Origin of the sequence: Poseidonibacter ostreae, assembly GCF_009208075.1 — a bacterium.
GTDB lineage: Bacteria > Campylobacterota > Campylobacteria > Campylobacterales > Arcobacteraceae > Poseidonibacter > Poseidonibacter ostreae.
This window is the reverse complement of the sequence record NZ_WFKJ01000001.1, coordinates 68,696-92,199: the sequence shown is the minus strand read 5'-3', so window position 1 is coordinate 92,199 and position 23,504 is coordinate 68,696. Positions and strand designations below refer to the sequence as shown.

Annotated in this window: 27 protein-coding genes; 15 read left to right on the top strand and 12 right to left on the bottom strand. The window is 26.9% G+C overall.

Features of this window, described 5'->3' with window-relative positions; genetic code table 11:
• Window positions 1-22: 22 nt before the first annotated feature.
• Window positions 23-934: a signal recognition particle-docking protein FtsY gene (gene ftsY, locus GBG18_RS00485; RefSeq protein WP_152187474.1), complete on the bottom strand. Its 912-nt coding sequence runs from the start codon at window positions 932-934 to the stop codon at window positions 23-25.
• 215 nt (window positions 935-1,149) lie between these two features.
• Window positions 1,150-1,710 (bottom strand): TlpA family protein disulfide reductase, encoded by a 561-nt coding sequence (locus GBG18_RS00480; protein WP_152187367.1) that lies wholly within the window; start codon window positions 1,708-1,710, stop codon window positions 1,150-1,152.
• Between the two features lie 61 nt (window positions 1,711-1,771).
• On the opposite strand from GBG18_RS00480, the gene GBG18_RS00475 reads away from it, so the two are divergent.
• Genes GBG18_RS00475 through GBG18_RS00455 form a run of 5 tightly spaced genes read left to right on the top strand, consistent with a single transcriptional unit; the run spans window position 1,772 to window position 5,985 of the window.
• A complete protein-coding gene (locus tag GBG18_RS00475) occupies window positions 1,772-2,305 on the top strand; it encodes a 5-formyltetrahydrofolate cyclo-ligase (RefSeq protein WP_152187366.1) in 534 nt (177 codons plus the stop codon).
• Window positions 2,306-2,315: 10 nt separating this feature from the next.
• The gene (gene rny / locus GBG18_RS00470) at window positions 2,316-3,860 is read left to right on the top strand and encodes a ribonuclease Y (protein ID WP_152187365.1); all 1,545 of its coding nucleotides are present in this window, start codon (window positions 2,316-2,318) and stop codon (window positions 3,858-3,860) included.
• Between the two features lie 23 nt (window positions 3,861-3,883).
• Entirely contained in the window at window positions 3,884-4,474 is a 591-nt protein-coding gene (gene rsmD, locus GBG18_RS00465) for a 16S rRNA (guanine(966)-N(2))-methyltransferase RsmD (protein ID WP_152187364.1), read from the top strand.
• 18 nt (window positions 4,475-4,492) lie between these two features.
• Window positions 4,493-5,293 (top strand): ABC transporter permease, encoded by an 801-nt coding sequence (locus GBG18_RS00460; protein WP_152187363.1) that lies wholly within the window; start codon window positions 4,493-4,495, stop codon window positions 5,291-5,293.
• Window positions 5,294-5,349: 56 nt separating this feature from the next.
• Window positions 5,350-5,985, top strand: a complete 636-nt coding sequence (locus GBG18_RS00455; protein WP_152187362.1) for a hypothetical protein — start codon at window positions 5,350-5,352, stop codon at window positions 5,983-5,985.
• Between the two features lie 7 nt (window positions 5,986-5,992).
• On the opposite strand, the gene GBG18_RS00450 is transcribed toward GBG18_RS00455, so the two are convergent.
• A complete protein-coding gene (locus GBG18_RS00450) occupies window positions 5,993-6,814 on the bottom strand; it encodes an SDR family NAD(P)-dependent oxidoreductase (protein ID WP_152187361.1) in 822 nt (273 codons plus the stop codon).
• A 57-nt stretch (window positions 6,815-6,871) separates the two neighbouring features.
• On the opposite strand from GBG18_RS00450, the gene GBG18_RS00445 reads away from it, so the two are divergent.
• From GBG18_RS00445 to GBG18_RS00420, 6 genes are all read left to right on the top strand, one after another.
• On the top strand, window positions 6,872-7,639 hold the full coding sequence (locus tag GBG18_RS00445; RefSeq protein WP_152187360.1) for a TIGR02757 family protein: 768 nt from the start codon (window positions 6,872-6,874) through the stop codon (window positions 7,637-7,639).
• A 78-nt stretch (window positions 7,640-7,717) separates the two neighbouring features.
• On the top strand, window positions 7,718-8,674 hold the full coding sequence (locus tag GBG18_RS00440; protein ID WP_152187359.1) for a YbgA family protein: 957 nt from the start codon (window positions 7,718-7,720) through the stop codon (window positions 8,672-8,674).
• Window positions 8,671-10,017 carry a cryptochrome/photolyase family protein gene (locus tag GBG18_RS00435; protein WP_152187358.1) on the top strand — a complete coding sequence of 449 codons (1,347 nt, stop codon included), beginning with the start codon at window positions 8,671-8,673 and terminating at the stop codon, window positions 10,015-10,017. The genes GBG18_RS00440 and GBG18_RS00435 overlap by 4 nt, the downstream gene beginning before the upstream one ends.
• Window positions 10,004-11,419, top strand: a complete 1,416-nt coding sequence (locus tag GBG18_RS00430) for a phytoene desaturase family protein (RefSeq protein ID WP_152187357.1) — start codon at window positions 10,004-10,006, stop codon at window positions 11,417-11,419. The genes GBG18_RS00435 and GBG18_RS00430 overlap by 14 nt, the downstream gene beginning before the upstream one ends.
• Window positions 11,412-12,407 carry a sensor histidine kinase gene (locus GBG18_RS00425; protein WP_152187356.1) on the top strand — a complete coding sequence of 332 codons (996 nt, stop codon included), beginning with the start codon at window positions 11,412-11,414 and terminating at the stop codon, window positions 12,405-12,407. The genes GBG18_RS00430 and GBG18_RS00425 overlap by 8 nt, the downstream gene beginning before the upstream one ends.
• Window positions 12,404-13,117 (top strand): LytR/AlgR family response regulator transcription factor, encoded by a 714-nt coding sequence (locus tag GBG18_RS00420; protein WP_152187355.1) that lies wholly within the window; start codon window positions 12,404-12,406, stop codon window positions 13,115-13,117. Before GBG18_RS00425 ends, GBG18_RS00420 begins: the two co-directional genes overlap by 4 nt.
• 8 nt (window positions 13,118-13,125) lie before the next feature.
• Here GBG18_RS00420 and GBG18_RS00415 read toward each other — a convergent pair whose 3' ends face one another.
• From GBG18_RS00415 to GBG18_RS00375, 9 genes are all read right to left on the bottom strand, one after another.
• Window positions 13,126-14,304, bottom strand: coding sequence for an HD-GYP domain-containing protein (locus tag GBG18_RS00415; RefSeq protein WP_152187354.1), 1,179 nt, complete (start codon window positions 14,302-14,304; stop codon window positions 13,126-13,128).
• A 1-nt stretch (window position 14,305) separates the two neighbouring features.
• Window positions 14,306-14,836: a DUF3833 domain-containing protein gene (locus tag GBG18_RS00410; RefSeq protein ID WP_152187353.1), complete on the bottom strand. Its 531-nt coding sequence runs from the start codon at window positions 14,834-14,836 to the stop codon at window positions 14,306-14,308.
• Entirely contained in the window at window positions 14,833-16,059 is a 1,227-nt protein-coding gene (locus tag GBG18_RS00405; RefSeq protein WP_152187352.1) for an SAM-dependent methyltransferase, read from the bottom strand. The genes GBG18_RS00410 and GBG18_RS00405 overlap by 4 nt, the downstream gene beginning before the upstream one ends.
• 2 nt (window positions 16,060-16,061) lie before the next feature.
• Window positions 16,062-16,802 carry a DUF1365 domain-containing protein gene (locus GBG18_RS00400; RefSeq protein WP_152187351.1) on the bottom strand — a complete coding sequence of 247 codons (741 nt, stop codon included), beginning with the start codon at window positions 16,800-16,802 and terminating at the stop codon, window positions 16,062-16,064.
• Window positions 16,799-18,052, bottom strand: coding sequence for an NAD(P)/FAD-dependent oxidoreductase (locus GBG18_RS00395; protein ID WP_226896461.1), 1,254 nt, complete (start codon window positions 18,050-18,052; stop codon window positions 16,799-16,801). Before GBG18_RS00395 ends, GBG18_RS00400 begins: the two co-directional genes overlap by 4 nt.
• A complete protein-coding gene (locus GBG18_RS00390; RefSeq protein WP_152187350.1) occupies window positions 18,049-18,588 on the bottom strand; it encodes a lipocalin family protein in 540 nt (179 codons plus the stop codon). The genes GBG18_RS00395 and GBG18_RS00390 overlap by 4 nt, the downstream gene beginning before the upstream one ends.
• Window positions 18,589-18,669: 81 nt before the next feature.
• Complete coding sequence (locus GBG18_RS00385; RefSeq protein ID WP_152187349.1) at window positions 18,670-19,929, bottom strand: MFS transporter; 1,260 nt, start codon at window positions 19,927-19,929, stop codon at window positions 18,670-18,672.
• A gap of 2 nt (window positions 19,930-19,931) precedes the next feature.
• Window positions 19,932-20,351, bottom strand: a complete 420-nt coding sequence (locus GBG18_RS00380) for a nuclear transport factor 2 family protein (protein WP_152187348.1) — start codon at window positions 20,349-20,351, stop codon at window positions 19,932-19,934.
• Window positions 20,348-21,124, bottom strand: coding sequence for an SDR family NAD(P)-dependent oxidoreductase (locus GBG18_RS00375; RefSeq protein ID WP_152187347.1), 777 nt, complete (start codon window positions 21,122-21,124; stop codon window positions 20,348-20,350). The genes GBG18_RS00380 and GBG18_RS00375 overlap by 4 nt, the downstream gene beginning before the upstream one ends.
• Before the next feature lie 170 nt (window positions 21,125-21,294).
• On the opposite strand from GBG18_RS00375, the gene GBG18_RS00370 reads away from it, so the two are divergent.
• The 4 genes from GBG18_RS00370 to GBG18_RS00355 are packed head-to-tail and all read left to right on the top strand — an operon-like array spanning window position 21,295 to window position 23,500.
• Entirely contained in the window at window positions 21,295-22,152 is an 858-nt protein-coding gene (locus tag GBG18_RS00370; RefSeq protein WP_152187346.1) for a TIGR01777 family oxidoreductase, read from the top strand.
• Between the two features lie 10 nt (window positions 22,153-22,162).
• A complete protein-coding gene (locus GBG18_RS00365; protein ID WP_152187345.1) occupies window positions 22,163-22,618 on the top strand; it encodes an SRPBCC family protein in 456 nt (151 codons plus the stop codon).
• Window positions 22,619-22,620: 2 nt separating this feature from the next.
• On the top strand, window positions 22,621-23,133 hold the full coding sequence (locus GBG18_RS00360; RefSeq protein ID WP_152187344.1) for a lipocalin family protein: 513 nt from the start codon (window positions 22,621-22,623) through the stop codon (window positions 23,131-23,133).
• 10 nt (window positions 23,134-23,143) lie between these two features.
• A complete protein-coding gene (locus GBG18_RS00355; protein ID WP_152187343.1) occupies window positions 23,144-23,500 on the top strand; it encodes a DUF2237 family protein in 357 nt (118 codons plus the stop codon).
• Window positions 23,501-23,504: the final 4 nt, after the last annotated feature.

Here is a 23,504-nt window from a genome sequence, read left to right as displayed (position 1 = left end):
TCTATATTTATTTTTAGAATAACTATTTTTCTTCTTCTATATAAATTTCATCAAGTAATGAATCTACAAAATTATCAGGTGAAAATTCGATTAAATCATCTTGCTTTTCACCAACTCCTACAAAGAATATTGGAAGTTCAAGTTGATTTGAAATAGAGAACAATGCTCCACCTTTTGCAGTACCATCAAGTTTAGTTACAATAATTCCATCAATACCAACCATTTCATTAAATGCTTTAGCTTGAGCAATCGCTGTATTTCCTTGAGTTCCGTCTAAAATCATAAGTTTTTGATGTGGTGCATTTTCTTGTGCTTTATTACAAACTTTTACAATTTTAATAAGTTCATTATTAAGATTTTTTTGTGTTTGTAGTCTTCCTGCTGTATCAATAATAACATTATCAATATTTCTAGCAATTGCTGAAGAAATAGTATCATAGGCTACTGCACTTGAATCATGACCTTGTTTTGTTTTTATAATAGGAACATCTAATTTATCTGCCCAAGTTGAAAGCTGTTCAATTGCTGCTGCTCTAAAAGTATCACCTGCTCCTAAGATTACAGATTTCCCCTCTTTTTTTGATCTATTTGCTAATTTTGCAATAGTTGTAGTTTTTCCAGCTCCATTAACACCTATGATTAATCTTACAAAAGGTTTTGGCAAATTGTTTAAATCAACTTCTGGTGCGTGTTCAAAAAGCATTACAAGTCTGTGTCTTAACTGTTTTCTTGTAATCTCTTCAGGTAATCCGTCCATTGCTTTTTCAATAATTTCATATTCCATATCTGCTTCAATAAGCATCTCTTCAATATCATCAAAAGCAATTTTTTCTTTTTTTGTTGGAATTACTGTTTTAATAGTTCCAAATGTTTTTTCTAAAGCTCTTGAGAAAAAGCCTTTTTTCTCTTCTTTAGGTTCTTTTTGTGGAGCTATTACTTCTTGAACTTCTTCAAGTTTTTCTTCAATAACTTCTTCTATCTTTTCTTCTTGAACTGCAATCTCTTCAACTTTTTCAGCAATAGTTTCTTCAATTGACTCTTGAGCTTTTTCTTCACTCTCTTTTGGAATTTCTTCTTTTACTACAAGCTCTTCTTTAGGCTCTTCTTTTTCAACTTTTTTCTTTTTAAAAAAACTAAACATTTATACCTCTATTTTTCTAAAAGTTTTTTAATATCAATTTCCATCATTTCAACAGGAACTATGCCTACATATTTTTGGAAGATTTTTGATTCTTTATCTAATAAGAACATAGTTGGAATAGATTTGATTTCACCTAATGCTTCTGATAAAAGGAAGTTTTGTTTTCCATTTGTAACAGCATAATTGATTTTATATTCATTTATAAATTCAATAATATCTTCATTTGATTTATTATCTTCTAGTAAAACTGATACAACTTTAAAATCATTTGCATATTTATTTTGTAGCTCAATAAGGTTTGGAATCTCTGCTTTACATGGTGGACACCAAGTTGCAAAAAAGTTTAATAATACTAATTTTTCAGGATAATCTTTAAAGATTATTTTATCACCATCAACTTTTACATTTAAATCTAGATTATCTGTTGTCTTTAATATAAAGTTTGTTTTTTTAACTACTACTTCTTTTTTCTCTGCTTTATTAGAACTTTCATTTTCTGTCTTTGAATCACATCCACTTAGTACTAAAATTGATAATATTGACAAAAATGCTAATGTTTTAAACTGCATTTTAATTCCTTTTGGTAAAATTATTTGTTGGGTAGGAATTTTACCCAAGTGAGGCTTAAAAATGGAATTGAATCACAAAAGTGATTTTAGAAAATCGTGTATAAAAAGATTAAAATTTACAAGTGTCACTTCAAAGTATTATAAAGACAAAATTGTAATTAAAAAATTAGAAAATTTTATAAATAGAAGCAAAGCAAAAAATATTTTATTATATATACCACTAGGTATTGAAGTTAATGTAAATCCATTAATTAATAAATTAAGAAAAAACAAAAATGTTTATGTTCCTTATATGGAAGGTGACAGTTTTAAGATAGTCAAGTATAGATTACCTTTACAAAAAAAGAAGTTTGGAATTAAGGAACCTAATAACTCTTTTTTAAAACCTAAAAAGATTGATTTAGCAATAGTACCTGTTGTAGGAATAGACGCTATTGGTAAACGAATAGGCTATGGTAAAGGGATGTATGATAGGTTTTTTGACAGAATATCTTATAAACCAACACTAGTTTTTACACAATTAATACTTTGTCAAAGCGACAAAATTTTATCTGAAAGTTACGATATTCAAGCAGATTATATAATAACTAATTAAGGTTTTGAATATGGAATATATTATTGGATGTGTACTAGTTGCAATTATTACTGCAATTATTAGTACAATAGTAGTTAGAAAAATTGATAAGGCTAAGTTTCAAGTTTTTATTGAACAAGCAAAGGCAAAAGCAAAAGTTATAGAGCATGAGGCAGAAGTTTCTTTAAAAGATTCTCAATTAAAAGCAAAAATTGATTGTGATAGAGAGTTCAAAAATGCAAGACGTGAATATGACACTATGCTTTCTAAGATTGAAAAAAAAGAGAGAGAATTAAACGAACATCTTGAATCAGAATTAAGAATAATTAAATCTGAAAAAGAAGAGATTGTAGAAAAAAACAAAAAAATCACTACAATTAAAGATGGTTTAGAAAAACAAAAAAAGAGTTATGAATTAAAAACACAAGAAGCAATTAAAATTCTTGAAAATGGCTGTGGTCTTACAGTTGAAGAAGCAAAAGAGCTAATGCTTGAAAAAGTAAAAGAAGACTCAAGAGCTCAAATTTCTTCTATTTTTAGAAAAAAATATAAAATCGCAGAAGCAAATACAAAAAATGAGATTAATAATATGCTTTCACATGCAGTTACTAGATATGCAGGTGAGTTTGCAGCTGAGAGACTTATTAATAATTTACCTATTAAAGATGATGAAACAAAGGGAAAAATTATTGGTAAAGAGGGGCGAAATATTAAAGCTCTTGAGATGTTATTAGGTGTTGATGTTATTATTGATGATACTCCAAATACTATTACTATCTCTTCTTTTAATCTTTATAGACGTGCAATTGCTACTAAAACAATTGAAGTTTTATTAGAAGATGGAAGAATCCAACCTGCTAGAATTGAAGAAGTTTATTCAAAAGTAAAAACTGAATTTGATAATAACATTCAAAAAGAGGGTGAAGATGTAATTCATGAACTTGGAATTAAAACTATGCATTCTGAGCTTATAAAACTTGTAGGACGTCTAAGATATAGAGCTTCTTATGGTCAAAATGCATTAGCACATACTTTAGAAGTTTCTCATTTAGCTGGATTATTAGCATCACAAATGGGTGGAGATGCGATTTTAGCACGACGTGCTGGATTATTACATGATATTGGTAAAGCTTTAACTCATGAAATGCCAGGATCTCATGTCGATTTAGGTGCAGATATTTGTAGAAGATATGAAGAACCTGATACTGTTATAAATGCAATTTATGCACATCATGGACATGAAGAGCCTATAAATGTTGAATCAGCAGCAGTTTGTGCAGCAGATGCATTAAGTGCGGCACGACCAGGTGCAAGAAGAGAAGTATTAGAAAGCTTCTTAAAAAGAGTAGAAGAGGTTGAAAATATTTCAACAGCTAAACCAGGTGTGTTAAATGCTTATGCAATTAACGCAGGTCGAGAAGTTAGAGTAATAGTTAAAGCTGAATTAGTAAATGATGATGAGGCAGTTATATTAGCAACTGAAATTGCAAAAGAGATTGAAGAAAAAGTTCAATATCCAGGTGAGATTAAAGTTAATGTAATCAGAGAATTACGAGCTTTATCATACGCTAGATAAAAAATAAAAGATATAAGAGAAAAATGAAAGTTAATACACCAACAACAAAAATAATAGCAGGTAAATATAAAGGTAAAACTATATCTTTACCTTCACTAGAAGTTACAAGAAGTTCAAAGTCAAGACTTAAAGAATCACTATTTAATGTTTTACAATTTGATATAATTGATAAGATTTTTATTGAATCTTTTGCAGGTTCAGGTTCTATTGGACTTGAAGCGATTTCAAGAGATGCTAAAAGAGCATATTTTGTAGAATTAAATAAAAATTCATATAGCATTCTTATTAAAAACTGTAAAGCTATTGATATGAACAAGTGTGAAACACAATTAGGTGATACTTTTGTACAAACACCAAATATTCTTTCATCAGTAAAAAACTCAAATGATGAAGTGATTTTATATATTGACCCACCATTTGATTACAGAGATGGAATGGAAGATATTTATCAAAAGTCATTTAAAATGATTGAAGAAATAGAAAATGAAAATATTTTTATGATTATTGTTGAACATGTATCAACTTTAGAGATTCCACAAACACTTGGTAAATTTTCTTTATCTAAGACTAAAAAGTTTGGGAAGAGTTCTTTATCATATTATAAATACTCATAGAAAAGAAGAAAAAGTAAGATGTTTAAATTTGCAGTATATTTATTAATTTCGCTAATTGGATTAGTTTTTTTATTGCCATTTTTTTACACAACATCTGCTTACGAATTAAATCCTTTAAAAATACTAGAAAGCCCATCTTTACAACATCTATTTGGAACAGATAGATTAGGAAGAGATGTACTAGCTAGAATACTTCAAGGTGGACAAACCTCTCTTATAATAGGGTTTTTAGCTGCAAGTATTTCTTCACTGATTGGTTTATTTATTGGAATAAACGCAGGATATTTTAAAGGTAATATTGATAAAACGATTACTATTGTTATTGATTTATTTTTAACTTTCCCTACCTTTTTTCTTCTTTTAGCATTAGTTTCATATATTCAAGCATCTTCTGTTATTTTGATAATTGTTATTTCAATTACAGGATGGATGGGGATGGCAAGATTAATTAGAAGTGAAAGTTTTGCAATTGGAAATAAACCTTATATTAAAATACTAAAACTATCAAATGTTTCAACTATGAAAATCATTTTTAAGTACTTTGCTCCCTTATTAGCACCAATTTTTTTAATATCATTTACTTTTGGAGTAGGGGGTTCTATTTTAGCTGAGTCAGGGCTTTCGTTTCTAGGTTTAGGGATTAATCCTCCACAAATGTCTTGGGGTTCATTACTTAGTGATGGAAAAAGCGTAATTGATATAGCTTGGTGGGTTAGTTTCTTTCCAGGTTTAATGATATTTTTAATCACCTTTTGTCTTATTCAAATCTCGGATTATTTACAAAGTAAATTTAATACTAAAGAAATACAAAACCCATAATTAAAATTTTTAATTTCTTATGTTAATATGTATTAAAAATAACTAGGAAACTTATCATGAAATATATATCAAATATTTTACTTCTTTCAATAATACTACTTTTCACAGCTTGTTCTTCAAAAAATCAAGTAAAAATAAATGAACAAATGAATACTTTTTCTTTATATAAGAAGGTAGTAATTCTGTCAGCTCCAAAAACTGTACCTAGCCCTTTTTCAATTGGATTAGGAGTAGGGGGAAGTCTTTCTAGACATGTGGGTGTTAGTATGAATACAGTTTTAAGACCTGATATAGTAAATGACGAAGCCTTAGATTTAGAAAAAAGTATTGCTGTTCATAATGTATCTTTACAAGATATAGTAAAAAATGAGTTTTCAAATGCTATGAGGAATGATGCATATTATAAAAATAAGTATGTAGCTTTTGGAGCAGATTATCAAGTTCATTTATTTGTACCTAAATATGTAATTGATAGAGCAATATTAACTTCAAATGCATACTTAAAAGTTTTTCTAGACTTAGAAATAGTAAATAAAAATGGTGTTGTAATCTATAGTGATAGAGTTGTAAATGATTCTAAGTATTACAGAGAAGATGATTTACTAAATAATAAAGTACTGCTTGAAGATGCTTTAAAAACATCTGTACAAAAATCAATTCAAGAATTGATTATAAATATGAAGAAAAGCTAAGCTTTTCTTACATTTTATTAAGAAGTTTATCCATAAGTGAAGTGGATAGGATTCTTTTAAAGAAGCCTAAAAGATAAGTTGCTTTTGTCACATAATATCTAGGCTTTGGTTTCTTAGTATTCATAATATCAAATACCACATTTGCAACAGAAGATGCTGGAAGTGTAAATGGAGTATTATCTTCTTTTGATTCTAATCTTTTTTTTAATTCTTCTTTATATACTTTGTTAAAATAGCTATTTTCTATATCTACATTTTTATCAAAGTTTTTTAAAGCATTTGCTCTAAACTCTGAAGTTACTGGTCCTGTGTTTATAGTACTAATAAATATATTTGAACCCATTACTTCTTGTCTTAATGTATCATTTAATCCCTCAATCGCATATTTACTTGCATTATAAGCACCTCTAAATTTCAGTGATATTATTCCTAAAACTGAACTATGTTGGATTATTTTTCCAAAGCCTTGTTTTCTAAATATTTTCATAGCTTGAATAGTAACTTCATGTAGTCCAAAAAAGTTTGTTTCAAATTGCTCTTTTAAAACCTCAGTTGTAATATCTTCAATTGCACCTGGTTGCCCAAATCCTGCATTGTTAAATACTGCGTCTAATTTTTTATCATTTTGTAAAATAGTAGTAAAAGCATTTGTAATTTCTTCTTTATTTGTAACATCTATTTTAAATGCCTCAAAGCCAAGGTTTTCAAGTTTTTTTACATCTTCTTCTTTTCTAGCACTTGCATAGACTTTAAAACCATTGTTCTTAAGAACCAATGCTGCTTCTAATCCAATACCTGTAGAACATCCTGTAATTAATATATTATTCATTTAACACTCTTTTTCTTTAATTATCGGTATTATAGCAAATCAAATATTGGATACTTAATGAATAAGATAAAAAAACTTTTAAATGACGAAGTTTCTTCACGAAATAAGCACTATGAATTATCATACGATAAACCAGACCCACTTTTAGTTGCAAGTAGATACAAAGATGAATATGTAATACTTTTATGTGCACTTTTTGCTTATGGAAAAGCTTCTATGATAGTGAAGTTTTTAGATACTTTAGATTTTTCACTTCTTAATGCAAGTGATGAAAAAATAGATAAAGAGTTAGACTCTTTTTATTATAGATTTCAAACAAGTGAAGATATAAAAGTAGTATTCAAAACATTTAAAAAACTAAAACAATCTTATAGTTTAAATGAACTTTTTTTAGAAGGATATTCTAAAAATAATTCAACACTAGAGGGATTAGATTTTGTTATAAGTAAAATACATCAAGTTGCAAACTACAAATCACAAGGTTTTACTTTTTTAGTTTCAAGTCCTCTTAAAAGAGATAAAGAGGGAAATATAAAAGAGATTGGAAATGCACCATATAAAAGATGGAATATGTTCTTACGTTGGATGGTAAGGTCTGATGAGCTTGATTTAGGCTTATGGAATGGAATTGATAAAAAAGATTTGATTTTACCTTTAGATACTCATACTTTTAAAGTATCTCAAAAACTAGGATTATTAAGTAGAAAAACTTATGATTTAAAATCAGCATTGTTAATAACAGAAAAATTAAAAGAGTTTGATTTTTCTGACCCAATCAAATATGATTTTGCACTTTATAGAATTGGGCAAGAAAAGATTATTTAAATATAGATATTTATAAACTAACATTTTTTAGCTACTAAAGAATATACTAATGTAATATAATTCACAAAAGGATTTGATATGAAATTAGGGATTTCTTCTTGTTTACTAGGAACAAATTGTCGTTATGATGGTGGTCATTCAAGAGATAGGTTTATTACTGATATGTTAGGTGATTATTTTGAGTTTGTACCTTATTGTCCAGAAAAGATGATTTTTACAACACCAAGAGAAGCTATTAGGTTAGTTAGAACTGAAGATGAGGATATAAGAGTAAAAACATCTACAGAGAATGTTGATGTAACTTCTAAATTAGTAGATATTTCAAAACAGCTTGCAAACCAGATTCAAGATGATGATTTATGTGGTTTTATTTTAAAATCAAAGTCTCCTACTTGTGGTTTAGAGCGTGTAAAAGTTTATGCATCTAAAAAAAATGCAATGAGTGAAAAAAATGGAATAGGTGTATTTGCTAAAGAATTAAAAGATAAATATCCTTTATTGCCTTTAGAAGAAGAGGGAAGACTAGGCGATGCTTGGCTTAGAGAAAACTTCTTAATGCAAATATTTTCATACAAAAATATTTTTGAATTTTTAAAAAATAATCCATCTGCAAAAGACTTAGTAGAGTTCCACACTTCATACAAATATATGATTTATGCAAAATCACATCAGTCATATAAAGAATTAGGACAAATTGTAGCAAACCATGATAAAAAAGATATCAAAATTGTTTTAGAAGATTATAAGCATGCATTTTTAAATGCTATTAGCTTAAAAGGAAGTATTTCAAATACTTACAATGTATTACTTCACTTATATGGGTACTTTAAAAAAGATATATCAAAAGATGAAAAAACAGAGATATTAGATACATTAGAAGAGTTTAAAAATGAAGTGATTCCTCTAATTGCTGTTATAAAAATACTTAATCTTTATATTAAAAGATTTAATATCGAGTACTTAAAAACACAAAAGTTTTTAAACCCTTATCCTAAAGAATTAGCTTTAAGATCAAAAGTAGAGGCGTATCGATGAGACAAGTTCTTTGGTTTAGAAGAGATTTAAGAGTAGAAGATAGTGCACTTTTAGCAAATGCTAGCAAAAATGTATTGCCAATTTTTATTTTTGATAAAAATATCTTAAAAAAACTTGATAAAAATGATAAAAGAGTTACTTTTATTTATAAATCTGTTTTAGAACTAAAGAAAAAACTACAGGGATTAAATCTTGATTTAGCTATATTTTTTGATGAACCAAAAAATGTTTTCACAAACTTAAAAAAAGATGGTTTTGATGAGGTATTATGCTCAGTTGATTTTGACTCTTATGCAAAAAATAGAGATGAAGAAATTGAGTCTATACTTCCTATAAAAAGGTTTATTGATTCTTTTATTTTAAATCCAAATTCACATTTGAAAAAAGACAATACTCCATATAAAGTATTTACACCATTTTATAAATCTTTAAATATAATCACACAATCGTATAACATTGAAGAGTATTCTTTTAATAAAAATCTAGAAAAAATAGAGTTTGATTACTCTTTTATACCTACTTTAGAGCAAATGGGATTTGAATCCCAAGAGTTGCCAGAGTTTTTATCTAAAGATGCAATTGAACTTTTAGAAGAGTTTAGAGCAAAAGTAAATAAGTATCAAGAAGAAAGAGATTTTTTTTATATAGATGCAAGCTCTAAAATATCAGTTCATTTAAGATTTGGTTTAATTTCACCAAAACAAGTTTTTAACTACTTTAAATCTTTTGGTTCTGCTGATTGCGAATTTTTTATAAGAGAGATTTTTTGGCGAGAGTTTTATAACTATATTCTATTTCATTTTCCACATTCTGAATTTGATAATCTTAATAAACTTGAAATTAAGTGGAATGAAAATGAAGAGGATTTTATAAAGTGGTGTGAAGGTAAAACTGGTGTTCCAATTATTGATGCTGCAATGATACACTTAAATAATACTGGACTTATGCATAATCGTTTACGAATGGTAGTTGCATCATTTTTGACAAAAAACTTATTTGTAGATTGGAAAAAAGGTGAAGAATATTTTGCAAAAAAACTACTAGATTATGAAGCTAGTTCAAATGTAGGTTCATGGCAATGGAGTTCAAGTACTGGTGCTGATGCTGCTCCATATTTTAGAGTTTTTAATCCTTATACTCAATCACAAAAGTTTGATAAAGATGGCATATTTATTAAAAGTGTATTTAAAGAGTTTGAAAATATAGAGCCAAAATTATTTCATATTGAAAATGCTTTACAATCAAACTTATTTGTTGAATATCCAAAAGCAATTGTAGATATAAAACTATCAAGACAAAGAGCAATAGATAAGTTTAAAGAAGCTAAGAATGAACAATTTTGATATAGCTGTAATAGGTTCAGGAATGGGAGGTTCTTTAATCTCTGCACTCAATAGTGATAAAAACCTAATACTATTTGAAAAAGATTCTAATCTTGGAGGATGTGGAAGTACTTTTAAAAGAAAAGGAAACTATTATAATTCAGGAGCTACAACATTTGTTGGATATGAACAGAATCATCCTATAAAAAAGATTTTTGATAAAGCAAATTATACTCCAGATATTAAAAAAAGTGAAGTTGCTATTAGAGTTATTCAAAATAAAAAAGCTGTTGATAGAGTAAAAGATTTTGATACTTTTATTGATAATATGGACAGGGTTTATCCTCATAAAAATAATAGAATATTTTGGAATACTATTAAAACTTTAGATGAGAAGTTTTGGAGTTTACAAAAACTACATTACGCTAAATACAACTTTTCTTCATATTTTAAAACTGCAAATGCCGTAATAGAAATATTAAAAGTTTTTAAACTAGATGTATTAAAAAGTGCAAATAGCTTCATAGATGAAACTTTATATGGTATTAGTGATGAATATAGAGCCTTTATAGACTCACAATTGCTTATTACTATACAAACTACCTCAAAAGATATTCCTTTGCTATCACTTGCTTTAGGATTGTCTTATCCTTTTCATGATGTTTTTTATGTAAATAATGGAATGGGAAGTTTGTTTGATGGTTTATTAAAAGATATAAATGTACATAAAAAAGAACAAATTTTAAAAATTATAAAAGAAAAAGAGTTTTATAGAGTAATTTCTTCAAAAAATGAGTATAAAGCAAAACAAGTTATTTTAAACTCATCTATTTATGATAGTGCTTCACTTTTTGATGATGTGAAAATTAAAAAATATTATGATAGCTTTTCTTTCTCAGATCAAAGTGCTTTTGTAATAAATTTAACACTTGATTCAAAAGAAGACTTTTTACATCATTATCAAATTATATTAGATAAAAATATTCCAAATGCTATATCTCAATCTTTTTTTATATCATTTTCTTCAAAAGATGATGAGAAACTTTCAAAAAATGGCTACAGTGTCACAATTTCAACTCATACAAAAGCAGTTTTTTGGAAAAGTCTTTCAAAAGAAGAGTATAAAAAACAAAAAGAAATAACTCAAAATTTTATAATAAACAATTTTTTAGAAAACTTTGAAAGCTTGAAAAAAGAAGATATAATAGATATTCATAGCGCTACTTCTAATACTTTTAAAAAGTATATAAATAGATACAATTGTGGCGGAAAAGCAATAACATTTAAAAATATTTTACAAACGCCTAGTTGTAGAACTCCTTTTGAAGGATTATTCAATGTTGGTGATACAATATTTGCAGGTCAAGGATGGCCAGGTGTTGCTATTGGTGTAGAGGTTTTAAATAAGGAGTTAAATGTCTAATGTAGAGCTTAAAATATCAAGACTTGATTGGGTGTATATTATTATAATTGGAGCCTTTTTTGGTTTCTTTATTTCATTTTTCTTATTTTTAATAAATGCTAATTTAAAAGAATTCTCAACTATACTTTTTGGTACAACTAGTGCTGTATCTATTTCTTTAAGTGCTTTTGTTTTTATATCTATATCAAATGATTTAATTCTTCCTAGAATAAATGAAAAGTTTTGGTATTTAATTAGTTTTATATTCTCTTTTCTTTCTGGCTTTTTAGGCTTTGTAGTTTCTTATGCTCTTTTTTCATTTACTGATTTTCCAATTATAAGTTTTTTAAAACCTATTTGGATTTATATTAGTATTGTGATTGGTTTTTTTACTTTTTTAATTGGTTTAATTCTACATCAATTTATTTCAATGAAATATAAGAATGAATCTATAAAAAGTGAAGTTCTTGATTCTAAAATAAAAGCCTTAGAAAATGAATTGAATCCTCATTTTTTGTTTAATGCTTTGAATTCTATTTCAGAACTTATATATTTAGATCAAAAAAAAGCAGAGAAGGCAACTTTAGATTTATCGAAGTTTTTAAGAAATGCAATTACTAGGGATTCACTGATTGAACTTGAAAGTGAAATAAAGATGGTTGAAACTTATTTAAAAATAGAAAATATTAGATTTGATGATAATATTAAACTTCAAACAAATATTTCAAAAGATTTTAAAAAAATAGAAATACCAAAGTTTTCAATTCAACTTCTTGTAGAAAATGCTATTAAACATGGATTTAATTCAAAAGAGTTAAATATAGATATTACAATTAAAGATGATAATATTATTGTTTCTAATGATGGAAGACTAAGTGAAAATGTAAGTTTTGGAACAGGTTTAAGTAATCTAAAAAATCGATTAGAACTTTTAAATATTGGAAACTTAACTTATAAGAAAGAGAATGATAAAATGTATTTTATAATAGAATTAAAAGGTAAAAATTGAAAACACTTATAGTAGATGATGAAAAACTGGCACTTAGTAGATTAAAAAGACTTTTAGAAGAAGAGGGTGTTACAGATATACAAGAGTGTAATAATCCAATTGATGCTATAAAACTTGTATCAAAAGAGAAGTTTGATATCGCATTTTTAGATATATCTATGCCAAATATGAGTGGTTTAGAGCTTGCTCAAGCTATCTTAGATATTAACCCTAAGACTTTTATAATCTTTCAAACAGCATACTCTGAACATGCCTTAGAAGCTTTCCAAAGTGGTGGTGTTGATTACTTATTAAAACCTATATCGAATGAAAGTATAAAAAAATCTTTAGAGAAGATTGAAAAATATATGATTAAAGAAGATATTGATAGTTCAAAAAGAATTATGGCAAAAAGAGGGAATAAACTCTATTTGATTGATATAGAAGATATTTTTTATATTAAAGCAGATTTGGATGAAGTTATTATTAAAATTAAACATACAGATGCTTATGTAAGAAAAAAAATAGGTGATATGGAAAAACTACTGAAGGGAAAAAACTTCTTTAGAATTCATAGGTCTTGTATTGTAAATGTAGATAAAATCAAATCTATGCAAAGTATGGAACAATCCAAATTAGAGATATCATTTGAAGGAATTGATGATGTTGTAACAAGCTCAAAAGATGGAGCTAAAGAGTTTAGAGAATATCTTGAAAAAAGAATCTTATAAAACCTAATTTAGTTTGGGTTTTCATTATATATGTTTCTAAATTGATCGATGTTTTGTAAAAATAAATCACAAAGTTTAGGATCAAAATGAAAACTACTATTTTCTTTAAAAAAGTTTTCAATCTCAGTTAAATTCCATTTTTCTTTATAAACTCTTTTAGAAAATAGGGCATCAAAAACATCTGCAATTGCAACAATTCGAGCACTTAATGGTATTTCTTCTTTTTTTAAACCTCTTGGATATCCAGAACCATCCCATTTTTCATGATGACCTCCTGCAATTTCACAAGCCATTTGAATTAAAGGTTTTTTTGAGTTTGATAGTATGGCTGCACCTATTTTTGAGTGAGCTTTCATTATTGTAAATTCTTGATTTGTTAATTTCCCTGCTTTATTTAAAATTGAGTCTTCAATTCCAACTTTACCAATATCATGAAGGGGTGCAGTTAAATTTAGTTGTTCGGCTGTATGTTCATCTAAACCAGCCAAAAGTGCTAATTTTTTTGAATAAAGACCAACTCGATAAACATGAGCTCCTGTTTCATTTGATCTGTATTCTCCTAAGGTTCCTAGTCTTTGTATGATTTCTTTTTGTGTTTCTTCTAAGTCTGTATTTAAATCTAAAATTTTTTCTGTTGCTTTTTCAACTTTTTTTTCTAAATTATTTTGATACTCTTTAATCTGTTTTTTTAAATCATTTTGATTTCTTTTATAATCATACGACATATAAGATATAAAAATACCAGCCCAAAGTAAAGACCATAAAGCAAAACTGTCATAGCTTATAATTTCTAAATCTAAGTAAGATAAGACTAGTGATAAAATAAGTAAAAATAAAAATAAATATAGCCACTTTTTTAAGTTTTTGTAATTTTCAATTGTTACTACAATCAAAGGTAGTGTTAAAACCCAAAAAATATCAAAACTTCTTTGATCCCCTAAAATTAGGAAGCTAAAAAAAATTATATAAAGAAGAATTAAAATTTGCTTTGCAATTTTACTTATATGTTTTTTCTTTTTGTATTTATAGAAAATATATAGTGTTATTATTGAAGATATTGTATATAAATAAGTGAACTCAATTCTATTATGGAAATAGTTTGCAATTGAAGATAGAGGTAAAAATGTTATCATTAAATATAAAATTGATTCCACTTGTCTCTTTCTAATTGCAAAGTTATTTTTCATATTATTCTTTTATTATTGTAATCACAAGTTCACCTACAGTAAAACCAAACTTTTTCATTTTTGTGTGATTTAATATAACTCCATCCTCTTGAAGATGTAACCAATCTTTTACGTTTATATCTATTGTAGAATCATTGTATGGAACTCTCATAGTATAATCTATCATTACAGTATTTCCATTTGCAATCATTTCTGCTTCACCAACTATATCACCGGCTGTTCCTATAAAAGTTTTATCTCCTGTTGGAGTTAATGTCCAAACTCTTGTTTGCTTTTCTCCGTTATCATAAACAAATTTTTCATCTAGTGTTCCAACACCATTTTTATCCCAAGAGCCTACTAAGTCACCTTTAAAAGTTTTGATGATTTTTCCACTTCTATCTTTAACCATTCCATAAGCAGTTAGTTTTCCATTGAAATATTCTTGAGGAATAAATTCAGGTCCCTTGTTTGTAAAATCTTCTATTTGCATTTTTGAACATCCTGTAAAAATTAGAAATATTGCACTTAAGAAGAAGAATTGTAGTTTCATGCTACAAGCCCTTCGTTTAAATCCATATTTTGATATCTTGTAAAAGCAATTTGAACTAGGTTTATATTTCTAGTTAAAAATGCTGCTTCACAATAACAAAGATACATTTTCCACATTCTAATAAAATATTCATCAAAACCTAAATTTTTAACTTCTTCTAGTTTTTGATTAAAGTTTTCATGCCAAATATTTAAAGTTTTTGCATAATGCTCAGTAAACTCTTCCATATGTAAAAGATTTAATTTTGTGTTTTTTGTAGTTACATCTAATATTTTTCCTACACTTGGAAGATGTCCTCCTGGGAAGATATACTTTTGAATGAAATCAGTTCCTTTACAGTATGAACTATATCTTTGATCTGGCATTGTGATTATTTGCATAACAAGAATACCACTTGGTTTTAATAAAGATTCACATTTTTTAAAGAATACATCAAAATACTCACGACCTACTGCTTCAAACATTTCAACAGCAATTACAGCATCAAACTGTCCTTCCATATCTCTATAATCTTTTAGCATAACATCTACAGACTCTTCTATATTACTCTCTTTAAATCTACCCTCACAAAGCTTTTTTTGCTCTTTTGATAGTGTTAGAGTTGTAACTTCACAACCATACTCTTTTACTAAGTGCATAGCCATTGCTCCCCAACCAGAACCAATTTCTAAAACTTTTGAACCTTTTTTAAGATTTAATTTTTTTGCTAATAAATCAATTTTTCTTTTTTGTGCTTCAAATAAAGGTTCATCTGGTTTTTCAAATACAGCAGAAGAGTACATCATAGTATCATCTAAAAACAGTTCAAAAAAATCATTTGATAAGTCATAGTGCTCTTGAATATTTTTAGCAGAACGTGTTTTTGAGTTTTTTCTCATAATATGTTTTAGTTTGTTTACAACTGGAAATAGGTTGTAAAGACTGAATTTCTTTTCATCTTCACTTTTTGTTTGTAAAGCATCAGAGTTTATAATTCCTATTTTAATTAGAGACGTTAAATCATCACATTCAAAATCTTTATCCATATAACTTTCTGCAAAACCAATATCACCAAAAAGAGTAAGTCTTCTAAATAAATCTGCATTAGTTAAATGCATTTTTGCTTTTGGTTCTTGATTATTTCCATATACTTTTACTTTTCCATCACAAAATGTTACTTCTAATGTTCCTTTTGTGATTTTTGAGAAATACTTATCTCCTAGGTTATTCCAAAATGATTTCATTATTAAGCCCTCCTAATTTGATCAATAGCTTGTGGTCCATTCCATTTTAGACCTTTTAATTTAAGTTTTAAACTCTGCCAGATTGTTCTTGTAACTACCCAGAATGTAAGTAATGTATGTCTTAAAAATAATGAAATGATATTTACTTCATTAAAGACAAGACTTTTCCCTACAAAAGTAGAAGTTAAGACTTTCTTATCATTTTCAAAAAGATTTATTCCTATTGAAAAATTGTTACTTGTATATGTTAAATCAAATGTATATTCTCCATCTCTTTTAAAAAATGGAGAAACATACATATCTTTTAAAGTTTTACCTTTAAAGTGTTTATTATCATTTGTTTCTAATTTGACATGATAGATAACTCTTCCACCATTGTAATTATGTACTTCTGCTAGCATAGTACTAGGTTTATCATTTTCAAAAAGTATTAAAATACTAATAGGATTAAATACATAACCAATAATTCTAGGTAAGGTAACAAACCTCATTTTTTCTGTAGGTTCTAAGTCATATTGTTTTAATAAATTTTTTATATTCTCTTTAAAATCACTACTATTCCCAAAATGGTCTTTTGTATTAAAAGAGAAAAGATTAAAACTGTTTTGAGAAAAGTACTTATTATCTAGCTTTTCTAGTTTAGATATATTTATATCAATCATAAAAAACTTATATTTAAAATCATGCACTTTGGGGCTATACCTTTTATGGTAAATATTTCCTTCAAAAAATTTATGACTCATAATTGGCATCCAAACTCTTGTGCAATTGTATTTGCACTATATAAACCATCTTCATGAAAACCATATCTCCAATAAGCGCCTGCGAAATATGTATTGTTTTTGCCATTTATTAAAGATCTTTTACTTTGTGCATCAATTGCTTTTGCATCAAATTGAGGATGTTCATAGCTAATGTTTTCTATTACTTCACCTAATTGTTCTGTTTCATTTAAAGATACAAAATACTCTTTTTTAGTGTTTAAGTTTTGTAGTCTATTTATCCAATATGATAAAGTTACATTTTTATCTTTTCCATTTGTTTTATAATTCCATGCCGCATAAACTTTTTTATCAGGATATAAAGCTTTTTTGTCATTATGTAAAACTGCTTTGTTTTCTTTATATTCAAAACATGAGAGAATTCTAAGTTCATCTACACTTGGTTCATCTATTAAGTTAAGTGCATCAGGTGCATGCATTGCAAAGATTACTTTGTCATAAACTGATTGTGAATTATCCTCATGTATTAAAATTACTTTATCATCTTCTCTTACTACAGATATTACATCAGAATTCTTGAATATTTTCCCAGATATTTCCTTTGATATTTTTTCAACATAATTAATAGAACCACCACTAACTGTTAACCACTGATGATGAGTATCAACTCCTAATAAACCGTGATTTTTAAAAAAACGTAAAAATGCACGTGCAGGAAAATCACTCATTTTATCACTAGGTGTTGACCAAATTGATGAACCCATTGGAATAATATATCTTTCTTTAAAGTACTTTGAATAATCTTTTAAATATTCACCTAAAGATAAATCTAAATCACTACTATTGTTTTCTAAATCTTCATTTGCTTTTTTATTGAATTTTAATACATCAAGAATCATTTTATTGTGAGAGTAAGAAAAGATGTTTTTCTTTTGAAAATACATACCTTTTAAAGACTCTCCATTATAAGCTAAATTACTCTTTTGATCCCAAAAAGCAAAACTCATATCACTATTTTCAATTTTTACATCTAGTTGTTTAAAAAGTTTTGTAAGTAAGGGATAAGTAGGAAGGTTAAATACTAAAAATCCTGTATCAACACCAAATGTTTTGCCATCTTCTTCAACTTGAGAAGTTCTAGCATGTCCACCTAATCTATTATCTTTTTCATATAAATCAACATCATGTTTTTTACTTAATAAGTAAGCACTTCCAAGTCCGCTTATTCCTGCTCCTAAGACTGCTATTTTCAATTTTTTTTCATTATTCATTTGTATCGTCCTTGCGAATCTTGTGGAGTATATATTAATCTTTTAGTATCCATGTATTTAGATAAAAAAGAGACTATATAATCTAGTCTCTCTTTTTTCATAAAGGGTGTTCTACTCATAATCCATAAATTATTCATATTATTATCAACTACTACGGCACTGGAATAGTCTTCATTTAAATATACGACTCTATAGTTTTTAGTAAATATCCAGAAATAAGTCATTTGTATTTGTGCCATCGTATTTTGGTTTAATGGTTTTGCTGTTCCGTTAAATTCAATTAAATCTCCACCAATTACAGTGTCAAAACATCTGTTTTTGATTTGAAAATTCATATCTTCTGTGAGTATGTACTCAACAGTTGCAGCCACACAATCTTTTTCAAAACTATTGTATGTTCTTGCAATTTCATACCATAAGCCACTAAACTTTTTTGCTGATACATAATCAACAGGTTTTGGTGCTTTTAAGTATTTTGGAGGAGTTTGTGAATAAAGAATAGAAAAAGTAATAATAGTTATAAAAAGTATCTTCATCTCAAACTCCTTGTACTGTTATTTTATGATTATATTAAGAGTTTTTGTAGTAATAAAATGTTTGTTAATAAGATAAAAAGACTATACTTTTGAATCTTCATATTTATTAATAAAAAATATTGATATTAATTTTAAGATTACAGGAAAAATACCATAAAGAAAAGATAGTACAAATAAAGAAGTTGATGTTGGATTAGAAGCTTCAAAATTAAAAATACCAAGAATAGTAAAACTTAAAGCAACTGCAAAAGCTAGGGATAACTTTGTAATCATAGTCCATATACCAAATAATAAACCAGAGATATTGCTCTCATAATTTTTAGATTTCTGTACTAAATCACTTTGAATAGCAGTTGGAAGTGCCATATCTGCTCCTAGAGATAATCCAGAAACTAAACTTATGATTATAAAAGCATTTAAATCTCCTTCTTGTAAAAAAGGTACAAATGCAAAAGCAGTTGAAGCTAATACTATTGATGTAATCCAAGTGTTTTTTTTACCAATTTTACTTGATAAAAAATTCCAAAAAGGAAGAGCAGTAATTCCTGCGAAAAAATACAAAATTAAAATCATTCCAGAAGAACTTTTTTCTTGAATAACTAACTCAATAAAAAGTAAAAATAAAGTTGCAGGAAGTGCATTTGCTAAGTTATTGAAAAAATATCCTATTTGTAAATACTTTAAATCATTCATGTTTTTATAGATGTTTTTAAGATTTTCAAGAGTATATTTTTCTACTTTTATATTTGTCTTAATTATGACTTTTTTTAAAGTTATAAAAAATAAAGGAATAAAAAGAATTAAAAATGAGATATATAATATGTTTAAAGTTTGCTCGAAATCTTCTGAGACTTTATATATATAAGGAATAAGTAAAGCTATTAAAACCCCTATAATTGTAAATAATTCTCTTGAACTATTTAAAAGAGTTTTATCTTCATATTTTTGACTTATCTCACTACTCCATGTAAGATATGGAATATTTATCATACTCCATGCTATATAAACTAAAATAGAAAAAGTAAAAAGCCAAAGCTTAGGAAAGTCTAAATTTGGATTTATAAGTGCATAAAAACTGAAAATTAAAATAATAGAACCTAAAATCATAATAGGTTTTCTACTATTAAAATACTCAATACTTTTATCACTTAAATACCCAAAATATGGGTCAGTAAATACATCACTTAATCTTGCTAAAAAAATTATCAAGCCCACAGTTGCAATTTCTATATCAACAGTAGTTGCATAAAAAGTTGGTAAATATATATAAAGAGGCAAGCCTACAATTGCTAAGGGAATTGCTAAAAGACTATAGTAAAATACTAATTGTTTATTTTGCATGATTAACTATTTATTTTACTTTTAATAAATTTCATAAAAAAAGAAAGAATTGGGATTTTTTCATATAAATTGCTAGCTGAATCCCAGTAATCAATATGCGATATTACTCTTCCTTCTTTATTAAACTCAACTCTACTAACACCTACAAAAGACTCATCTTTATTACTACCTTTAAATGAGAAATGAAAACTCCATTTTAAATAAGCAATATTGTTTTGTTCAACTATTTCAGTAACTTTAAAACTTGGATTATCAAGCTTTATATACATATCTTCGAATATTTTATATAACTTATCAACTCCTACAATATCATGAAAAGGGTCTTTAAATTGTACATTTTTGTCAAATATTTTTCTATAAACTTCAATAGAAGTATTTTTATCTATTTCTTCAAAAAATGCAGCATAAGTAAAGGCATTCATGGAAGCATCTTTTTTGTTAAAGCAAGAGAAACTTTATATGGAAGAAATTTTAATAAACTTAAAAATGAAGATAAACCAAAAGGAAATCTGATTTCAAAAGAGGATGAGTTCTCAATACTTTCAAGTATTTTTTTTGCAGTATCTTTTGCTTCCATTAATTGTGGCATTTGAAATTCATTTTTTAATGTCAATCTAGTTTTTACAAAACCATGATTTATTATTTGTAATTTTATATTTGAAAGTTCTAATTCAGGATAAATAGATTCTGCAAGATTAACTAAAGCTGCTTTTGGTGCAGAATACCCGCCACCTTGAGGAAGACCAAAATATGAAGATAAGCTACAATTCCATATCCATTTTATACTTTCTTTTTTTAGATTTTCTTTACTTTTAAAATAGGGTAGAAGATTAGACATTATTCTAACTACTCCTAGATAATTTGTTTCATTCATTTGCTCAAATTTTTCAATATCCCAAGAATCAATACTCATTACATCATAAGCCGCAGCATTATAAAACCAAATATCTAAGCCATCATATATTAAATAAGCAAGTTTGACTTTTTGTTTTATATCCTCTTTTGAAGATACATCAATGTCAAGTAAACTTAACTGTTTTGGAAATTGTTTTTTTAAATTTTTTAATTCTTCATTTGTAGTAGCCGTTCTAGAACTAGCAATAACTAGATAGTTTTTTAAAAGACACAACTTCACTACCTCTAGACCAATTCCAGAACTCCCACCAACAATCCAAAATCTTTTTTTAGGTTCCATATTGAAGCCTTTTTTATTTATATTATAGAGTTATACTATACTTTTAGTAGACCTAGTGTGTCAGTTTATGTATTTTATGAAAGAAAACTTCTCAATTAACATTTTTATAATACAAATAATCATTAAAACGTATATAATAATGCAATTAAGTTACTTCAAAGGAGTAGACTATGAAAACTTTAGCAATAACAGGTTCAAGTGGATTTGTTGGAACAAATTTACGAAAACTTTTTGAAAATAATGGTTTCAATGTAATTGGAATTAAAAGAGATGAATTAAAAGATGATAAAAAACTATTAACAATTATTGAGACTTCAGATATTATAATAAATTTAGCTGGTGCAAATATAATCAGTCGATGGACAGAATCTTATAAAAAAACACTTTACAACAGTAGATTAGATACTACAAAAGCGTTAGTTTCTGCTATGCAAAAAGCAGAAAAAAAGCCAGAACTTTTTATTTCAACTTCTGCTGTAGGAATATATAAAAACTCTACTTGTTATGATGAAGAGTATTATGAATATGAAGATGATTTTTTAGCAAATCTTTGCAAGGATTGGGAAAATGAAGCATTAAAAGCAAAAGAATTAGGAATAAGAACTGCAATTTTTAGGTTTGGAATTGTTCTAGGAAAAGGTGGTGGAGCATTGGATAAAATGCTAACACCGTTTAAATTAGGACTTGGTGGTACTATTGGCTATGGATTACAAAGTTTTTCTTTTATTCATTTAGAAGATTTATTAAATGCATATAGTTTTGTTTATGAAAACAAAGATTTAGAAGGAGTTTTTAATTTAACTGCTCCAGAACCAAGTACTAATTATGATTTTACAAAAGCACTAGGAAAGAGTTTAAATAGACCTACTATTTTGCCTATCCCTGAATTTGTACTAAATATTATATTTAGCGAGGGTGCAAAAGTTCTTACTGATGGCCAATGTGTCAAACCTAAAAAACTACTTGATAATGGCTTTGAATTTGAATTTGAAGATATAAAATCATGTGTTGATGATTTAGTAAAATAAAGGAAGAAATTTGAAAAAATTTGAAAAAATATCTACTATAAACTGTAAAATAGAAGATCTATTTGAGTTTCACATAGATATAAAAAATTTACAAAACATTACTCCTCCTGATACAAAAGTTAATTTATTAAATAAAGATTTTGTTCCAGTTGAGGGTGGAGTGTTAAAAATCAAGACTGTAAAAAGTTTTATTCCTACTACTTGGGAAGTACAAATTGCCAAAATTCAAAAACCAAATATTTTAGTTGATATTGCACTTAAATCGCCTTTTAAATATTGGAAACATTCTCATGTTTTTACACAAAAAGGTAACATTTGTGAATTAAAAGATATTGTTGAATATGAATTACCTTTTGGAAAAATTGGGGATTTATTTGATTTTTTTATTCAAAATGAACTTAAAAAGATGTTTGATTACAGACATAAAGTTACAAAAGAAATATTAAATTATAAATCAAGGAAGTAATTATGTTAAAAGTTTTAATGGCAGTTTTTATAGCCTTTTTCTTTATTGGATGTGGTGCAAAAAATCCATATCTAAAAACTGTTGACAGTGTTGATATACAAAAGTATAAAGGTACTTGGTATGAAATTGCAAGGTTTGAGCATTTCTTTGAAAAAGGATGTAAAAACGTAACTGCAACTTATGAGTTAAAAGATAATGGAAAAATAAAAGTAATTAACAAATGTACAAATATTGATAATGGAGAGAAAAAAGAAGCAATAGGCGAAGCTTATGCTCTTGATTCTACAAACTCAAAATTAAAAGTTAGTTTTTTCAAACCTTTTTATGGAGATTATTGGATAATTGATTTAGATAAAAATTATAATTATGCCTTAGTAGGTAGTCCAAACAGAGAGTATTTATGGATTTTAAGTAGAACTAAAACAATAAATGAAGATATTAAAAATAGTATTTTAGAAAAACTTTCATTCCATAAGTTTGATAAAAGTAAATTTATTTGGACAATACAAGAATAAAAGGATAAAAATGCAAACTAATATATTAGGAACTAATTTAGAAATTTGTTGTACAAGTCCAATGACTGGATTTTATAGAGATGGCGTTTGTAGAACATCTCCTGAAGATACAAGTAAACATACCGTATGTGCAGTTCTTACAAAGGAGTTCTTAGTTTTCTCCAAAGAACAAGGAAATGATTTAACAACTCCTGTTCCTCAATATGGCTTTCCTGGACTTAAAGAGGGTGATAAATGGTGTTTGTGTGCCTTAAGATGGAAAGAAGCCTATGAAGCTGGTTGTGCACCTAAGATAATTGTAGAAGCAACTTCAAATGCAACAATAGCTTTTATTCCAAAAGAAGTATTATTAGAGTACGAAATATAAGAAT

Coding starts and splice junctions, on each gene's coding strand:
- GBG18_RS00480 (WP_152187367.1), bottom strand. CDS start 1,710: ATGCAGTTTAAAACATTAGCATTTTTGTCAATATTATCAATTTTAGTA.
- GBG18_RS00475 (WP_152187366.1), top strand. CDS start 1,772: ATGGAATTGAATCACAAAAGTGATTTTAGAAAATCGTGTATAAAAAGA.
- rny (WP_152187365.1), top strand. CDS start 2,316: ATGGAATATATTATTGGATGTGTACTAGTTGCAATTATTACTGCAATT.
- rsmD (WP_152187364.1), top strand. CDS start 3,884: ATGAAAGTTAATACACCAACAACAAAAATAATAGCAGGTAAATATAAA.
- GBG18_RS00460 (WP_152187363.1), top strand. CDS start 4,493: ATGTTTAAATTTGCAGTATATTTATTAATTTCGCTAATTGGATTAGTT.
- GBG18_RS00455 (WP_152187362.1), top strand. CDS start 5,350: ATGAAATATATATCAAATATTTTACTTCTTTCAATAATACTACTTTTC.
- GBG18_RS00450 (WP_152187361.1), bottom strand. CDS start 6,814: ATGAATAATATATTAATTACAGGATGTTCTACAGGTATTGGATTAGAA.
- GBG18_RS00445 (WP_152187360.1), top strand. CDS start 6,872: ATGAATAAGATAAAAAAACTTTTAAATGACGAAGTTTCTTCACGAAAT.
- GBG18_RS00440 (WP_152187359.1), top strand. CDS start 7,718: ATGAAATTAGGGATTTCTTCTTGTTTACTAGGAACAAATTGTCGTTAT.
- GBG18_RS00435 (WP_152187358.1), top strand. CDS start 8,671: ATGAGACAAGTTCTTTGGTTTAGAAGAGATTTAAGAGTAGAAGATAGT.
- GBG18_RS00430 (WP_152187357.1), top strand. CDS start 10,004: ATGAACAATTTTGATATAGCTGTAATAGGTTCAGGAATGGGAGGTTCT.
- GBG18_RS00425 (WP_152187356.1), top strand. CDS start 11,412: ATGTCTAATGTAGAGCTTAAAATATCAAGACTTGATTGGGTGTATATT.
- GBG18_RS00415 (WP_152187354.1), bottom strand. CDS start 14,304: ATGAAAAATAACTTTGCAATTAGAAAGAGACAAGTGGAATCAATTTTA.
- GBG18_RS00410 (WP_152187353.1), bottom strand. CDS start 14,836: ATGAAACTACAATTCTTCTTCTTAAGTGCAATATTTCTAATTTTTACA.
- GBG18_RS00405 (WP_152187352.1), bottom strand. CDS start 16,059: ATGAAATCATTTTGGAATAACCTAGGAGATAAGTATTTCTCAAAAATC.
- GBG18_RS00400 (WP_152187351.1), bottom strand. CDS start 16,802: ATGAGTCATAAATTTTTTGAAGGAAATATTTACCATAAAAGGTATAGC.
- GBG18_RS00395 (WP_226896461.1), bottom strand. CDS start 18,052: ATGAATAATGAAAAAAAATTGAAAATAGCAGTCTTAGGAGCAGGAATA.
- GBG18_RS00390 (WP_152187350.1), bottom strand. CDS start 18,588: ATGAAGATACTTTTTATAACTATTATTACTTTTTCTATTCTTTATTCA.
- GBG18_RS00385 (WP_152187349.1), bottom strand. CDS start 19,929: ATGCAAAATAAACAATTAGTATTTTACTATAGTCTTTTAGCAATTCCC.
- GBG18_RS00380 (WP_152187348.1), bottom strand. CDS start 20,351: ATGAATGCCTTTACTTATGCTGCATTTTTTGAAGAAATAGATAAAAAT.
- GBG18_RS00375 (WP_152187347.1), bottom strand. CDS start 21,124: ATGGAACCTAAAAAAAGATTTTGGATTGTTGGTGGGAGTTCTGGAATT.
- GBG18_RS00370 (WP_152187346.1), top strand. CDS start 21,295: ATGAAAACTTTAGCAATAACAGGTTCAAGTGGATTTGTTGGAACAAAT.
- GBG18_RS00360 (WP_152187344.1), top strand. CDS start 22,621: ATGTTAAAAGTTTTAATGGCAGTTTTTATAGCCTTTTTCTTTATTGGA.
- GBG18_RS00355 (WP_152187343.1), top strand. CDS start 23,144: ATGCAAACTAATATATTAGGAACTAATTTAGAAATTTGTTGTACAAGT.